Source organism: Vibrio sp. 661 (genome assembly GCF_033339315.1).
Lineage (GTDB): Bacteria > Pseudomonadota > Gammaproteobacteria > Enterobacterales > Vibrionaceae > Vibrio > Vibrio alginolyticus.
Genome location: NZ_JAWOUJ010000014.1, coordinates 44,498 through 58,450, shown reverse-complemented (window position 1 = coordinate 58,450; position 13,953 = coordinate 44,498). Strand labels below are relative to the sequence as shown.

Below are 13,953 nucleotides of genomic sequence, written 5' to 3'. Positions count from 1 at the left end.
AATAGCAAGAAGCTGAACCAAAGATTAACAAAGTGAATAGTTCGAAAAAGGTGGAGGGGGGCGTTGAGCTGTAATAAAAAGGGCTGACCGAAGCCAACCCTTTTTAACTATTTGAAACTACTTCAAATGCGAACTCGTCTAGTGCTTACTTTAGTTGAGCTTTTACGTGCTCAACAATGTCAGTCATTGCGACTGCTGTTTTCTCACCAGTAGCACGGTTCTTGTATTCGAAGTTGCCTTCTTTCATTGAGCGGTCACCGATAATAATGGTATGCGGTACACCAATAAGCTCCATGTCAGAGAACATTACGCCTGGGCGTTCTTTACGGTCGTCAAATAGCACTTCGATGCCCATTGCTGTTAGCTCAGCGTACAATTTCTCAGCGGCTTCTTTCACTTCTTCTGACTTGTGCATGTTCATTGGAACGATCGCGACCTGGAATGGTGCGATTGCATCTGGCCAGATGATGCCGTATTTGTCGTGGTTTTGTTCAATAGCAGCCGCTACTACGCGAGTGATACCGATACCGTAACAACCCATTTCTAGGATGACGTTCTTACCATCAGGACCCAGTACACCACAGTTCATCGCTGCGGAGTAAGCGTTACCTAGTTGGAAGATATGGCCAACTTCGATACCACGCTTAAGCTGGATAATGCCCTTGCCACATGGGCTTGGGTCACCTTCCACAACGTTACGTAGGTCTTCAACTTGGCCAAGCTCTACATCACGACCCCAGTTAATACCGAAGTAGTGTTTGCCATCGATGTTCGCGCCCGCACCGAAGTCGCTCATTACCGCAACGCTGCGGTCAACAATGAACGGCAGTTTAAGGCCAACAGGGCCAAGTGAACCTGGGCCTGCACCGATAAGCGCACGAATTTCTTCTTCAGATGCCATTTCCAGTGGAGCTGCAACCTGAGGAAGGTTTTCTGCTTTCACTTCGTTCAGTTCATGATCACCACGAATAATAAGCGCGATGATTGGCGCATCAACTTCGTCAGATGCTTTCACAAACAGTGTTTTCACTGTTTTTTCAATTGGTAGTTCGAACTGCTCAACCAATTCAGCGATTGTTTTCGCGTTTGGCGTATCAACCAACGTCATTTCTTGTGTTGGTGCCGCAGCCTCAGAGGCTGGAGCTAGTGCTTCTGCTTTTTCAATGTTTGCCGCGTAATCTGACTCGCTAGAAAATGCGATGATATCTTCGCCGCTTTCAGCCAGTACGTGGAACTCTTGAGAGCCGCTACCACCAATAGCACCGCTATCTGCAAGTACAGGACGGTAATCCAGACCCATGCGATCGAATGCTTTACAGTAAGCATCGTGCATTGCGTCGTATGACTTTTGTAGGCCGTCTTTATCAATGTCAAAGCTGTACGCATCCATCATTGAGAATTCACGTGAACGCATTACACCGAAGCGTGGACGACGTTCGTCACGGAATTTGGTTTGGATTTGGTACAGGTTTAGCGGAAGCTGTTTGTAAGAGCTCACTTCATTGCGAACAAGGCTAGTGATCACTTCTTCAGCGGTTGGGCTAAGTACAAACGGACGAACATGACGGTCAGTAAAGCGAAGTAGCTCAGGACCCATCTTTTCGCTGCGGCCTGTCTCTTCCCATAGTTCAAACGGCTGAACAACGGGCATCAAAGTTTCGACTGCGCCTGCATTGTCGATTTCTTGACGAACGATGTTTTCGACTTTACGCAGTACACGTAGACCAGTAGGTAGCCAGGTGTATAAACCTGAAGCCAGCTTACGGATCATACCTGCACGTAGCATGAGCTGGTGGCTCACTACTTCTGCGTCGTTTGGAGTCTCCTTCAGAGTAGAAAGAAGATAATTACTGGTACGCATTAAATTTATCCGTTTATTTAAGTTAGATACTCAAGCTTGAATAAGCAGGAGTATGGGAGTTCCCTAAAGGGAAATTTGTTAGCCGTCTATAATATCAGCCAATTGCGTTTGTCAAAAGCTTTCAATAGCGGTAACCGTTATTAAGTTGCTTGTTGCTGTGAACTTTACGTTCAAGTCGAACAAATTTACCGCATATTCTTTGTCGTCCGGCTTGTTTTTCTTATATGCAGGGCGAGGATCTTGTGCCAGAACTTGTTCAATGACTGATCTTACATAGTCAGTATCGGATCGATTTTCTATCGTTGCTAATGCTTGAGCAGAAAAGGTGACTTGTGACTTTTCTGGTTCTTGGTCTGCGTATCCGCCTTGTGCTTCCGAAATAGAATCCGAATAGGGAATATAAGGCTTAATATCCACAATCGGTGTCCCATCCACGAGATCTACACTGCCTAAATCAAGATAGATTTGATCGCCTTGCTTAGTGACTCCTTTCACTTCAACGGCTGACATTCCGATTCCGTTTGGACGGAAAGTCGAGCGCGAGGCAAAGACACCAATTCGTTCATTGCCGCCTAATCGTGGCGGACGTACAGTTGGTTTCCAACCAGCTTCCAGGTTCTGATCAAATAGAAACAACAACCAAACGTGAGAAAACTGTTCTAGCCCACGCACTGCTTCAGGGCTATTTGCTGCACCTAACAGTTTTACGCGTGCTTTAGCCTCTGGTACTAAGCGTGGTTGGCGCGGAACTGCAAACTTTTCTTTGTACGGTGTCTCAATGACGCCGATGGGTTCGATGGAATACATGGTGGACATCTTTAAGAATTCATTGAGATGAAAAGTATCACAAATTTCTCTTGCTTTTCTTGTTGATAATGATTATTAATTAAAATGTTATAACATAACAATTTAATTGAAAGGAAAAGTATTATGAAACCAGGAATCCACCCTGAATATCGTCCTGTGGTGTTCCACGACACCAGTGTAGATAAGTACTTTGTCGTTGGTTCTACGTTGAAAACGGAGAGAACCATCGAATGGAAAGATGGCAAAACTTACCCTTACTTTACGTTAGATGTGTCGTCAGCTTCTCACCCGTACTACACCGGTAAACAGCGCGTTGTACAAACCGAAGGTCGAATTGCGAACTTCAACCGTCGTTTTGGTCAATTTAAGAGCGAAAAGGAATAAATCATGAAGGTAGTAAAATCATTAAAAAGTGCAAAAAGTCGTCATCCGGATTGTCAGATTGTAAAACGGAGAGGGCGTCTTTATGTCATTTGTAAAACGAACCCGAGATTCAAAGCTGTGCAAAAGTAATCAGCCAGCATATATCTAACTTATGGTTTTGTTTAATTGATAATGTTGAGTTAATTATCTTACATGGATGAAATATCTACATTTTTATTCAATGTTGGTTATAAATGCCTCTGTTCGTCACAGTTTGTAACATTTAGGGCTTTTATTTGACCTTCTACTCAAGTACCCTTCGCACGCTTTTTGACATTTTTGTCACATTTGCATAGGAATAAAAACAAGGAGGGAACAGATGAGTTCATCTGATTCAATTAAACAAAACTCGCCTAAGAAGCCGCTGTTTACGCGCTTTTTGGATACTGTCGAATATTTGGGGAACTTATTACCCCACCCGATCACACTATTTGCCATTTTCTGTTTAGCCATTCTGGTGATGTCGGGTATTGCAGGATACTTCGAAGTTTCCGTAGTTGATCCTCGTCCTGAGGGTGCAAAAGGTCGTGCCGCGGATGGCATGATTCATGTCGTTAGCTTGCTTAACGCTGATGGCCTTGAACTAATCGTTACCAATCTAGTGAAAAACTTTGTCGGCTTTGCACCTTTGGGTACGGTATTGGTTGCGATGTTGGGTGTTGCTATTGCTGAATACTCAGGCTTGCTATCTGCAGCAATGCGTGGCTTAGTCATGGGTGCATCTCAACGCATGGTAACAGTGACGGTCGTTTTCGCGGGTATCATTTCAAATACGGCATCAGAGCTTGGCTATGTGGTACTTATTCCACTGGCTGCAATGCTGTTCCATTCTTTAGGTCGTCATCCACTTGCCGGTCTTGCTGCGGCGTTCGCTGGTGTATCTGGTGGTTACTCAGCAAACCTACTTATTGGTACGGTTGACCCGCTGTTGTCAGGCATTACTGAAACGGCGGCGCAAATGATCGACCCAACTTACACTGTTGGTCCAGAAGTTAACTGGTACTTCATGTTTGTGTCGACATTCTTCATTGCAATCACAGGTGCGTTTGTTACTGAAAAAATTGTTGAGCCAAAGCTTGGCAAATACAGTGAAGAAGAAGCTTCAGAAGATTTGTCGAACGACAAAATGGGTGGCTTAACAGACATTGAGAAGAAAGGCCTAAAACTAGCAGGTGTTGCTGTACTGGTTGTTTCAGCGCTGCTTGCTTGGACGGTTGTTCCAGAAGACGGCATTCTACGTTCTGATGCAGGTACAATTGCAGGTTCACCATTCCTGAAAAGTATCGTGGCATTCATCTTTGTGTTCTTTGCTATTCCAGGCTTTGTGTTTGGTAAAGTTGTTGGCACGATGAAGACGGATCGCGATGTAATTGATGCAATGGCGAAATCTATGTCTTCTATGGGCATGTACATTGTATTAGTTTTCTTTGCGGCTCAGTTCGTTGCTTTCTTTAAATGGACTAACTTCGGTCAGGTATTCGCGGTTGCTGGCGCTAGCTTCCTGCAAGAAATTGGCTTAACTGGTCCAATGTTGTTCTTTGCCTTCATCCTGATGTGTGGCTTTATCAACCTAATGATTGGTTCGGCATCGGCACAGTGGGCAGTAACGGCTCCGATTTTTGTTCCTATGTTGATGCTTGTTGGTTATGCACCGGAAACGATTCAGGCTGCTTACCGAATTGGTGACTCGACGACAAACATCATTACTCCAATGATGAGCTACTTTGGTCTGATTCTTGCCGTAGCGACTCGTTACATGAAGAACTTAGGTATCGGTACGCTGATCGCGACCATGCTACCTTACTCAATCTGCTTCATAGTAGGTTGGAGTGTGCTCTTCTACCTATGGGTATTCGTATTTGGTTTACCAGTAGGCCCTGGCGCAGCAACATACTACACACCGTAGAAAACGGTTACCTCACACAGCTCCATTATAAAAAGCCTGCGAACGTCGCAGGCTTTTTTATCGATTGAGACTGTGTACGCAGGCTTACCTGATTATAGATGTCGGTTTATAGCTGAAAACGCATCAACAAAGGGCGATAAAAGTGCTGAGTGAGCCAGCATAAGCTTTTCCAAATTATGCGTTTGTACCAAGGTAAGTGCGCAATATAAACATAGCTAAATTCAATTTCTGGCCGGGCTTTTCTGTTGCGTTTAAAAGCCGGAGCACCTGAGCTCATATTAAAACGACGCTGGAATATCATTGCGTGGCGGATGGTATAGGCCGATATTCGACGATACAATGCGAGGCGTTGTGGCTTATTGGTATCGTAGCCAAAAATTGGGCAAGTCATATCATTATCAATTTCTACAATGCCTAACGTAGCCAGCATCTCTTCTTGATAAAACAGTCCCACTAACTTTACTAATTTGTTCTGGCTCGCCTGTTTTAAATATTGGGTTGAAAACTGGATGTTATTGAGGCTGTATTTATCAAGGTAAAGCATGTCATATAACTCTTTGGCACGCTGAAACTCTTCATCAGTGGTCAGTGGCCTAAACTGCCAATCTTTATCATTAAGCAGTTTGAAGTCTTTCGTTAAATCTCGGTTGAAGCTGAACGCTTGCCAATCATCAAGTAAATACACTTGTCGTGTTACCAAGCTTTGCCATTTTGGCTGCTTCAATCGCTGAATTAAGTGTGAATGCTGACGCTGGTTGAGGGAGCGAAGCACCAAGGGAAAGGTGGGGTATTGATCGAGTGCGACGCGACGCAGTTCATCGAGATTTAAGGCTGCCCATTGTTCGCTATACATATTGGTGGACAAGCACTGATTGTTGAGCGTTTGGACTTGATCCAATCCAGCCAATGATAAGATTGGTTTAGTCATATTAATAAGTAACTTACATACCCATCGAACAGCCACATTTTTGACTTTGTGAAGCTCTTCTTCGGCGTAGCCACTAAGCAGTGTCATAGGGGAGACTGCATAACAGTTGTTTGGTATTTGTGGTGTTACGGAGTAAGGAATGGCAACATCATCGATATAGTAGCAACCAAAGCTTGCTGTGCATTCATCAATAGGATTTGACTGCATAAGAGTGATAAAGGTTTGATGCCATTCTTGAGAGGAAAGTGTCATGAGTTCAATGCCTCTCCATTCCACTCAATATCAACGGTAGAAGCGTCGCTCCACTTCGTCTTGTTCTGCCTAGCTAACCGGAGTAATTCAAACATACTCCGGATTTGGCTCCCGACCGGTAAGTTATGCTGTTGCATCACATTCACTCCAGACCACCAATCTTGCCAAGTTCGAGCCTTGAACAGGGATAACCCGCCTTCAGCGATGAGTGTTATTGGACCTAAATGATGCAATCGCTGCTTGGAAGGACTGGTAAACTCCATATTAGGAAGCAGTTGGTTGCATCGAGACGAGAGTAGGTGCAAACCACTGGTGGCTCTTGGGTTACATTCAATCACGTAGAGTTCATCTTGTGATTTGATGAAGTCAAACGACACTTGCCCATGATAAGTATGACGTTTACCAAAAGCTGCGATAAATGTATCTAGTCGTTCGCACGAGATCGGCTGAAAAGCACTGGCGGCCGAGCCGTTTACACAGTATTTCGGCACATAAGCTTGGTGTGCTTTAAGGTCACCATGTTCAAAAATGGCATAGTTACACACCGGAGTCCCATGGATTTTTTGTTGCTGAACCCAAGGGTAAAGGGGCGATATCGTGGCGGCAGAAATAGACTGAGTCGTCACATCTCTTATGACTTGCCCGCCAAACCGAGAGTAAACGGGCTTTAGAACGGTTCTCTTATTAATTTCAATCTCACTTTTATCAGCGACCAAACGAGTTTTTGGAAGTGTGATTTCTGGCAAACTTTGAAGCTGTTCAAAGACGGTCAACTTGTTGTGCAGGGCATTGAGTAGTCCCACATTGGGCAGAAAAAAATCTACTTCTGGGCATTGTTTGGCAACATGAGCCAAGTAATACACTTCTTCACAAGTGGGTATCACTATATCAATACGCATCTGAGTAATGATTTTTAGGATCTGTTGTTGATAGGTGGGAAACGCAAATCGAGGCGAAGCGGTGGGGATATAAGACTCGATGCCTCGCAAAAACGATCCTAGAGGTTTTTTTAGCGAATCGGTGAGAGTTACGTCATGTCCATGATGCATACACATGGTTGCCCACTCTAGTGCAACTGGTGATCGGGCTCCGGTGATTAAGACCCGCATATGTTCACCACACGTCGTTGTTTATTCATTGGCGTCCAAATAGGCGCAGGGCGGTAACTAAATCTGACAGGATCAAGCCGCAATTGGTCAAACAACTTTATCAAGGCTTGATGTATAACCCGATGGTGGTGAACATCCGCTTCAATTTGAATGGTTTGTGACCCTGTTTGGGTGATTCGGTAATCCACGCGACTTTGGGCGGATAGTGTTATAGCGCGGTAGATGAGATCTGGTAACACCGTCACTGGGACGTGGTTTGCGTTTAGCGTGAGGCGATCACCACATCGTCCGGCAATTGCGCCAAGAGGTTCAAATACGCCATTATCCTGTTTATTCTCAATAATATCGTCGAGCTGATAACGAATAATTGGCTGAGTTTTACGACGAAAATCCGTAATGATTGGGCTGTAATGAGTACGTTCGGTATTCAGCCAATGTTTTTCGATGTAAATAACATCTTGATTCCAGCGCATTTGTCCATGCTGATCAGTACATGCAAGAAAACCTTCAGTACATTGATAGACTTCATGGAGTTCGCTGTCGAACCGTTGAGAAATAAAGTGACGGTCACTCTCGGTTAGGACTTCTGCACCAGAAATGATCCGCTGTGGTTGAATTGCGGGTTGACCAAATTGACCGCTGAACTGGGCGCAGAGCTGAAGAGCTTGCGCACTACCAACCAAAAGCGTGGGTTGGAACTCATCCAGCTCTTTTATCCATTCTTGGTAAGGTTTGGTTAAATCGGCATAAAAAAATGTTACAGGCCCTTTCGCGACGGATTTATACAGTGGGCTGTTGGCGCGCAAGGCTAGAGCAATTCGGTGTTTTTGCCATAGGTTGGGCAACAGGCGAGCCAATATATTGCCAGCCCATAGTTGTGTTTCCTGTTTGTCAGCAAGAAACAACCCGCGCATGCCTGATGTGCCCGAAGAAAGCCCAACAGTAACATCGCCAACTTTCGAAGCGGCGAAGTTGCGTGACTGTTCTGCGTCGAGTGCTTGTTGCATTAGCTGTTCAGCATCTAAGCCTTTCGTATTCAACTCCGAGAGGTTCTCCATCATGGTTTGCTTATTCATGATAGGTAAATCACTGAGTGGTGCACCTTGAAGTGAGCGGTAATACGGTGAATGACGGCATACCCAATCCAAGTGTTGCGTTAAGTGTTGTTGCTGCCATGTTTCGACTTGTTCCCTTGAGCCGAAGGGGCGGTAGCGGGTTCGCCAGAATTCTGAGATAAGCGTTCTCACTTCATCCATCCTTCTTTGATTAGCTGCTGGATAGTTTCCTGACAATGTGAAGGCACGAAGCGAACAAAGTGGTGGGTTTGTTGGTAGCAACTTCTCAACTCGGAGAGGGTGTTTTTATAGGCTTTTGTATCATCGCAAAGCATGTTCGCCAGCCAATGTTGATCGATATTTTCACTCAAGCTCTCGATTAACCAGCATGCATCGGCGAGTAAGAACAGCCAACTTTGGTCTCTTTTAACTAGCAAGCCCACTTGGCCAGCTGCATGGCCTGGCAAGCTAACCATATAAATAAATCCATCGTCGAACATGTCTTTACAGAGCAAATTAACACCTTGGCACTGAGGAAGAATTTGGCTGATTGGTACAGAAAAATCACTATGAATGAATAAGTTAGGTTCAAGCTGTGGAGGAAGTAGAGCTTTTAGGTATCCTTTTCTTACGCCTCCAATTCGACCACTTTTAGTAATTGCATCTACCCCTTTTTGTTGGCAATGCAATTGAGAGTGGGAAAACTCAGACACGGCAGCAATGTGATCAGCATGGAAGTGGGAGAGCACTAAGTGTTCAATATCATGAGGTTTGAGACTTTCTTTTGCTAACTGCGCAACAATTCCGTGTTCTTTTTTATAGCGACAAGGTGTTGTCCAAGCATAAAAACGTTCAGGGAAGGGACGAGTCGCGCTAAAAAAATGCTCGTGATATCCCGTGTCAAACAGGATGTTGCCTTGTGTTGGGTGCTGAATTAACGCAACGGCTGCCGGAAATGCTCTAGGCTTGATACCAGAACCTGGTTTGACAACAAAGCCTGGGTGTACGCAGTGTCCAGCCTCAAAGATTTTTATTTTTAGACCAGTTTGCATACTGCTGTATTCCTTCTTGAATTGAAAAAAGCGGTTGGTAATTCAGTGTTTGTTTAGCCTTGCTGATATCCAGAGTTTGATGATAGTTAAACAATCCTGCGCTGTATGAGGTGAGCCTTGGTTCTGGCTGATGTGGTAAGTGCCTTCGTATTTGCTCACTGAGCTTTAATAATGGTGATACCACACCGTATGGTAATGATTGTAACGTTACTTTTAGGTTTAACCCCTCACATAAAGCTTGCAGAACAGTCTCAATTGGCATTGGTTCGTTGTTGGAAATGTTGAACACATCACCATGCTGAAGTCGGTCTGCCTGAGTGCAAGCGAGCATCGCTGCATGGGCAACGTTGTCGACATAGGTCAGATCAACCACAGGATTTCTACCCGATGGCAGAAGCAGAGTGTTGTTTTTTATCGCCTTAAGCACTCTTGGGATAATCGCGCGATCATTGGGTCCAAAAATGCCACGCGGCCTTAAAATGATCGCTTTACTTCGGCCTTTTACGGCTTCAATTTCCGATAGGTATTTTGTGTGTGCATAATCATTACACCAGTATGAAGCTATGGCGTCGGTTTCTCGAATATTCCAACGGTCTTGATGGTCAAAGTAGACGCTGGTGGAGGAAATATGGATAAAACGCGAGATTTGATGGGTATTAGCCGCATTGACGAGGTTTTTGGTGGCATCTACATTGGCTTGATAAAACGCCTGCCACTTTCCCCATGGGCTTGAGAGAGCGGCACAATGGATGATTGCATCCATACCTTGGCATACCGCATGAACTGCTGAGTGGTCTCTTAAATCGACTATATGTGGGATAACATCGAATTGCTCGGCGAGTTGTTTAGCGATGACTGTGTTTCGTGCTGTAAAATGCAGTTCATGCTGCTGGTGAAACATTCTCAGAATTGCGCTACCCAACATCCCGCTGCCACCAGTGACCAATATCTTCATAGTTTTAGCACTCCCATCCCTAGTGACAACCCTGCGGCGGTGCCAGCTAATAACACATGTTTTCCTGCGGTTTCTGGCTGATTACGCAGCCAGTGTAAGTTAATTGGGAGTGAGGCGGCGACTTGGTTTCCCAAAGTCGAAAAGTGATTAACGGTTTTCTCTGTTGGTAGCCCGGTGAGTGAAGGCAGTTTTTTTAATCCATGCGCGCTGGCTTGATGAGGAAGAAAATAATCAATATCGCTGAGTGTTACCGGAGAGGCGTCAAACCCTTTTTTTAGAAACGCTGGTAAGGCTTTACGCACATGTTTAAAGAGTGCTTTGCCCTCCATCTCAAACTGGCAACTTTTTAAATAGGCTTGATGCTCGGAGGTATGCGGATTGATATGACTACCTCCGCCCTTAATTTGACAAAATGAATACCCGGTATGATGCGTTTCAAAGTGACTGGTGAGCAATCCATCATCGTTGCGTTCTTCGAGCAAAAATGCGGCGGCACCGTCTGCGAATAGCGTTGCAACTTCTGGTTTGAGCGTAAAATTTCGATTCAGTGTGATGCCAGTGGCGAGTTCGCTGGTGACAATAAGAATCCGACGGTATCGTTTTGCTAAGAATAGACTCTGGGCAAGATCAAGCGCAGAGAGAAAGGATAAACAGGTGCTGTTCAAATCAAAGCTTTCTAGCCATGTTGGAGCGTCTAACGCGGCGAGAACCGCTGAGGCGTCGTAGGGTAGAGACTGGTGGTGTGTGCCGCTAGCGTAGATAAGAAGATCAACGGAGCTTAAGGTATGTGTGTTTCCTAAACACTGCTCTATTGCCTGCACTGCCATGTAAATAGCGGTCTCTTTTATATTGGCTACATGACGATATTCAACGTCGAATTTATTTCGGCAGGTCCCTGGCGCTAATTTTAGGAAGCGATCCATCTCTCGATCAGACCATTGATTCGTTGGCAGGTAGCTTCCACTGGAAACGATGTTAAAGCCCATTATTCTCTATACACTTATTAAAAACGTCGTTCAAAATAAACCACGTTGCATATTGAAGCTATGGCGAGCAAGATGAAAAATAAACAGAACAAAACAAATGGGAGTAAGAGCACGCTTTGGGTGCAATGCTGAGAATGAATTTTCAGGAATGAGCCAGGCTTTTATTTGCTGGCTCAATTTGAATAGAGTGAGGGTTACTTCTTAAATTTCGCCAAAATACGATCCAAATGGTTTGCAAATTCGCGTCGATCGGTTTGAGAAAGCGCGGCGGGCCCACCTGTCTGAATTCCGCTTGAACGCATGGTTTCCATAAAGTCGCGGATATTTAGGCGAGCTTTGATGGTGTCTTTTGTATAGAGCTCGCCACGAGAACTGAGGGCTTGAGCGCCTTTAGAGATAACCTCATCTGCAAGCGGAATATCTGACGTGATCACCAAATCGTTGGCTTCCACACGCTTGACGATTTCGTTGTCTGCGATGTCAAATCCCGCAGGGACTTGCAGCGAGTGGATGTTGTCTCTTTTCGGCACAGGGACAACGTGGTTAGCGACAAACGTACATTCAATCCCCGTACGCTCGGCGGCACGCACAATGGTTTCGCGAATAACTTTCGGACACGCGTCTGCATCTACCCATAACTTCATGATGACTTCTCACTGAGTTTCGCTTCTAACTCTTCAATACGAATGGCTAGCATTTTTACGGTGCGCTCTAGGGCTTCAAGACGATCATTATCGGTGTGGTGTTGTGCTGCGATTTCAACCTTGGGTACGCGTTGAGCACTCTTCCAACTTTTTATTGCGGTGATTAATGCTGGCATTGGAACTGGCGTTTTCAAGCGTGCTTTCACTAACGCTACGGTTGGCTCTTTTCCTTGTTGTTGCAACTGTTCCATTGCCGCTTCTAATTCTTTAGTAACGTCTTGAGTTAACATTTTTAATCCTTAACAACGATATATCTATCATCATACGTTGAGTGCGCTAATTTGGCGAATGGCATTTTGGAGAGTGTAGTGTGAGAGATCTCTTACATAGGTTGTGAGAGAAAACGATTTCGTAAGCGGAAAAAGAGAAGCTGAAGAGCTTAAGTTTCTGATAAATAATGATCTAACAACTTGTTAACCAATGTGAGAGCCAAATATTTATCTTAGATAGATTGTCTATTTTTGGAAAAGGCGTAAATTGAGAGTTGTCAGCAGGAAGCAGACATGGAACAGGAAAGCACCAAGGATTTGGTTATCGTCAGGAAGACGATTTGGTTGGTCAGGATGATTAATCAAGCATGGAGCGTAGGACATTGTAAGGATACGATCATCAATAGGATGTTGATGACTAAGGATAGACAATGGACCCCTCTAGGATTGAGGCTATGGACAGCATCAGGAAGATGCAAGGGACACCGCTCAAGGAACAAGTGACGTGTGCTAACGAGGAATGTTAGCAGCCAGGATGATAAGGACACCGCTAGGACGGCGACGTAAGGAATAAGCTGACGGAATCAGCCACTATTATGGATGATGCATGGAGCACTTTTAGTAGCCGGACTGCTGCGAGTAAGACCATGACCCCGATACTTATGTGTCGGGGTCTTTCTTATATAAAAACGATATCCAGTGTTCTCATTGAATTAAGCATCTCGATGTTATTTGGGGATATCAATATCACAAAATATATAAATTCCTAATAACACTTAATAAAAAACAACTCAGATCAATATCCTTTCCAACCAGTTGGTTTAACTTTCGGCTTCTCTACAAGGTGTTAGCCCGCAATCATTGAGCATGTTCAGCTCATCGAGTTTGTGATCTGCGGATAGATTAAGTTTGTTGTAATCAAGGAACAGATGTGGCCATAGTAACCAGAAGAATGCTTCTTCTACCCTACAATGAGTCGTTGCAACTAGAATTCGTCATGCTGAATTGCTGTGCGAAAAACCGTGCTGAATTGAATGGTCCGTATACAGTTGCGTCTGCCAAACAGATGTTTGAGAAAATACTGGATGATGAGAACATTTATAGTATGGCAGTGCTAGAGAGCACCAGTCGTGACTATATGGGGCACGTGTTTATTGCTAATCTCGATTCCGAACCTGAATTAGGGTTTATTTTTGATAAATCATATTGGGGTAAAGGGTTAGCAACAGAAGCACTAAAAGCATTTTTCCCCAAAGCGTGCCGTGAGTTGGGCTTGAATAAGGTGAAAGCTAACGTGAATAGCAATCATCAGGCTTCTATGGCGGTACTGAAAAAGCTGGGATTTGTTAAAACAAAAGAAAGTAAGGATGTATATGGTCCTTACTTTGAAATGGAATTTACAAGCGATGCGGTGGTAGGTGAAAGTTCTGCGGCCTGAAACCGACCATGGTTAACTCTCCTTGGTAGCAATCGTCACCAAGAGATGAAAACTCAAATTGATACACCGTATGCCAACGCCAGACTCCGTCTGGCGTTTTTAGTTTATGGGCACCAAAGGCGATGCTGATTAATTGGAGATCCAATTGCTCACATTTACGCGTGATGGCCGCTTTTGCGAGTTCGGCTTGGCGACGCTGTTGCCAAAACAGGTAACAGAAAAAGCAGAGCCCTAAAATTGCTAAAAGATCACCAATCATTCCTGAACC

Annotated in this window: 15 protein-coding genes; 4 read left to right on the top strand and 11 right to left on the bottom strand. The window is 44.6% G+C overall.

What is annotated here, in order from left to right; all coding sequences use genetic code 11:
* Positions 1–145: 145 nt before the first annotated feature.
* Both R7P69_RS19285 and tsaA read right to left on the bottom strand, forming a co-directional pair.
* Entirely contained in the window at positions 146–1,861 is a 1,716-nt protein-coding gene (locus R7P69_RS19285; protein WP_005380292.1) for a proline--tRNA ligase, read from the bottom strand.
* Between the two features lie 111 nt (positions 1,862–1,972).
* Complete coding sequence (tsaA, locus tag R7P69_RS19280; RefSeq protein ID WP_005380294.1) at positions 1,973–2,668, bottom strand: tRNA (N6-threonylcarbamoyladenosine(37)-N6)-methyltransferase TrmO; 696 nt, start codon at positions 2,666–2,668, stop codon at positions 1,973–1,975.
* A gap of 123 nt (positions 2,669–2,791) precedes the next feature.
* On the opposite strand from tsaA, the gene R7P69_RS19275 reads away from it, so the two are divergent.
* From R7P69_RS19275 to R7P69_RS19265, 3 genes are all read left to right on the top strand, one after another.
* On the top strand, positions 2,792–3,052 hold the full coding sequence (locus R7P69_RS19275; RefSeq protein WP_005380295.1) for a type B 50S ribosomal protein L31: 261 nt from the start codon (positions 2,792–2,794) through the stop codon (positions 3,050–3,052).
* A 3-nt stretch (positions 3,053–3,055) separates the two neighbouring features.
* Positions 3,056–3,181 carry a type B 50S ribosomal protein L36 gene (gene ykgO / locus R7P69_RS19270; protein ID WP_005380299.1) on the top strand — a complete coding sequence of 42 codons (126 nt, stop codon included), beginning with the start codon at positions 3,056–3,058 and terminating at the stop codon, positions 3,179–3,181.
* Between the two features lie 229 nt (positions 3,182–3,410).
* Positions 3,411–4,997, top strand: a complete 1,587-nt coding sequence (locus R7P69_RS19265) for an AbgT family transporter (protein WP_005380301.1) — start codon at positions 3,411–3,413, stop codon at positions 4,995–4,997.
* 106 nt (positions 4,998–5,103) lie between these two features.
* Here the strand turns inward: R7P69_RS19265 and R7P69_RS19260 are convergent, their stop codons facing one another.
* The 8 genes from R7P69_RS19260 to R7P69_RS19225 all read right to left on the bottom strand — a co-directional run bounded on the left by R7P69_RS19260 (position 5,104) and on the right by R7P69_RS19225 (position 12,268).
* Complete coding sequence (locus R7P69_RS19260) at positions 5,104–6,177, bottom strand: hypothetical protein (protein ID WP_033905525.1); 1,074 nt, start codon at positions 6,175–6,177, stop codon at positions 5,104–5,106.
* The gene (locus tag R7P69_RS19255) at positions 6,174–7,286 is read right to left on the bottom strand and encodes an ATP-grasp domain-containing protein (protein WP_033905524.1); all 1,113 of its coding nucleotides are present in this window, start codon (positions 7,284–7,286) and stop codon (positions 6,174–6,176) included. The genes R7P69_RS19260 and R7P69_RS19255 overlap by 4 nt, the downstream gene beginning before the upstream one ends.
* On the bottom strand, positions 7,274–8,542 hold the full coding sequence (locus R7P69_RS19250; protein ID WP_238952087.1) for a F390 synthetase-related protein: 1,269 nt from the start codon (positions 8,540–8,542) through the stop codon (positions 7,274–7,276). Before R7P69_RS19250 ends, R7P69_RS19255 begins: the two co-directional genes overlap by 13 nt.
* Positions 8,530–9,393 (bottom strand): MBL fold metallo-hydrolase, encoded by an 864-nt coding sequence (locus R7P69_RS19245; RefSeq protein WP_005380307.1) that lies wholly within the window; start codon positions 9,391–9,393, stop codon positions 8,530–8,532. The genes R7P69_RS19250 and R7P69_RS19245 overlap by 13 nt, the downstream gene beginning before the upstream one ends.
* The gene (locus tag R7P69_RS19240) at positions 9,362–10,348 is read right to left on the bottom strand and encodes an NAD-dependent epimerase/dehydratase family protein (RefSeq protein WP_053306722.1); all 987 of its coding nucleotides are present in this window, start codon (positions 10,346–10,348) and stop codon (positions 9,362–9,364) included. The genes R7P69_RS19245 and R7P69_RS19240 overlap by 32 nt, the downstream gene beginning before the upstream one ends.
* Entirely contained in the window at positions 10,345–11,334 is a 990-nt protein-coding gene (locus tag R7P69_RS19235; RefSeq protein WP_176311134.1) for a ketoacyl-ACP synthase III, read from the bottom strand. The genes R7P69_RS19240 and R7P69_RS19235 overlap by 4 nt, the downstream gene beginning before the upstream one ends.
* Positions 11,335–11,528: 194 nt before the next feature.
* A complete protein-coding gene (locus R7P69_RS19230; protein WP_005380310.1) occupies positions 11,529–11,978 on the bottom strand; it encodes a YaiI/YqxD family protein in 450 nt (149 codons plus the stop codon).
* Entirely contained in the window at positions 11,975–12,268 is a 294-nt protein-coding gene (locus R7P69_RS19225) for a hypothetical protein (RefSeq protein WP_005391777.1), read from the bottom strand. The genes R7P69_RS19230 and R7P69_RS19225 overlap by 4 nt, the downstream gene beginning before the upstream one ends.
* A gap of 931 nt (positions 12,269–13,199) precedes the next feature.
* On the opposite strand from R7P69_RS19225, the gene R7P69_RS19220 reads away from it, so the two are divergent.
* Positions 13,200–13,685, top strand: a complete 486-nt coding sequence (locus R7P69_RS19220) for a GNAT family N-acetyltransferase (RefSeq protein WP_025768243.1) — start codon at positions 13,200–13,202, stop codon at positions 13,683–13,685.
* Here R7P69_RS19220 and R7P69_RS19215 read toward each other — a convergent pair.
* A complete protein-coding gene (locus R7P69_RS19215; protein ID WP_005380315.1) occupies positions 13,645–13,944 on the bottom strand; it encodes a DUF3301 domain-containing protein in 300 nt (99 codons plus the stop codon). The genes R7P69_RS19220 and R7P69_RS19215 overlap by 41 nt on opposite strands.
* Positions 13,945–13,953: the final 9 nt, after the last annotated feature.

Excerpts from the sequence above, each read along its gene's own strand:
- R7P69_RS19275 (WP_005380295.1), top strand. The coding sequence starts at position 2,792 with ATGAAACCAGGAATCCACCCTGAATATCGTCCTGTGGTGTTCCACGAC.
- R7P69_RS19250 (WP_238952087.1), bottom strand. The coding sequence starts at position 8,542 with ATGGATGAAGTGAGAACGCTTATCTCAGAATTCTGGCGAACCCGCTAC.
- R7P69_RS19235 (WP_176311134.1), bottom strand. The coding sequence starts at position 11,334 with ATGGGCTTTAACATCGTTTCCAGTGGAAGCTACCTGCCAACGAATCAA.
- R7P69_RS19220 (WP_025768243.1), top strand. The coding sequence starts at position 13,200 with ATGCTTCTTCTACCCTACAATGAGTCGTTGCAACTAGAATTCGTCATG.
- R7P69_RS19225 (WP_005391777.1), bottom strand. The coding sequence starts at position 12,268 with ATGTTAACTCAAGACGTTACTAAAGAATTAGAAGCGGCAATGGAACAG.
- tsaA (WP_005380294.1), bottom strand. The coding sequence starts at position 2,668 with ATGTATTCCATCGAACCCATCGGCGTCATTGAGACACCGTACAAAGAA.
- R7P69_RS19265 (WP_005380301.1), top strand. The coding sequence starts at position 3,411 with ATGAGTTCATCTGATTCAATTAAACAAAACTCGCCTAAGAAGCCGCTG.
- R7P69_RS19245 (WP_005380307.1), bottom strand. The coding sequence starts at position 9,393 with ATGCAAACTGGTCTAAAAATAAAAATCTTTGAGGCTGGACACTGCGTA.
- R7P69_RS19260 (WP_033905525.1), bottom strand. The coding sequence starts at position 6,177 with ATGACACTTTCCTCTCAAGAATGGCATCAAACCTTTATCACTCTTATG.
- R7P69_RS19285 (WP_005380292.1), bottom strand. The coding sequence starts at position 1,861 with ATGCGTACCAGTAATTATCTTCTTTCTACTCTGAAGGAGACTCCAAAC.
- R7P69_RS19215 (WP_005380315.1), bottom strand. The coding sequence starts at position 13,944 with ATGATTGGTGATCTTTTAGCAATTTTAGGGCTCTGCTTTTTCTGTTAC.
- R7P69_RS19255 (WP_033905524.1), bottom strand. The coding sequence starts at position 7,286 with ATGCGGGTCTTAATCACCGGAGCCCGATCACCAGTTGCACTAGAGTGG.
- ykgO (WP_005380299.1), top strand. The coding sequence starts at position 3,056 with ATGAAGGTAGTAAAATCATTAAAAAGTGCAAAAAGTCGTCATCCGGAT.
- R7P69_RS19240 (WP_053306722.1), bottom strand. The coding sequence starts at position 10,348 with ATGAAGATATTGGTCACTGGTGGCAGCGGGATGTTGGGTAGCGCAATT.
- R7P69_RS19230 (WP_005380310.1), bottom strand. The coding sequence starts at position 11,978 with ATGAAGTTATGGGTAGATGCAGACGCGTGTCCGAAAGTTATTCGCGAA.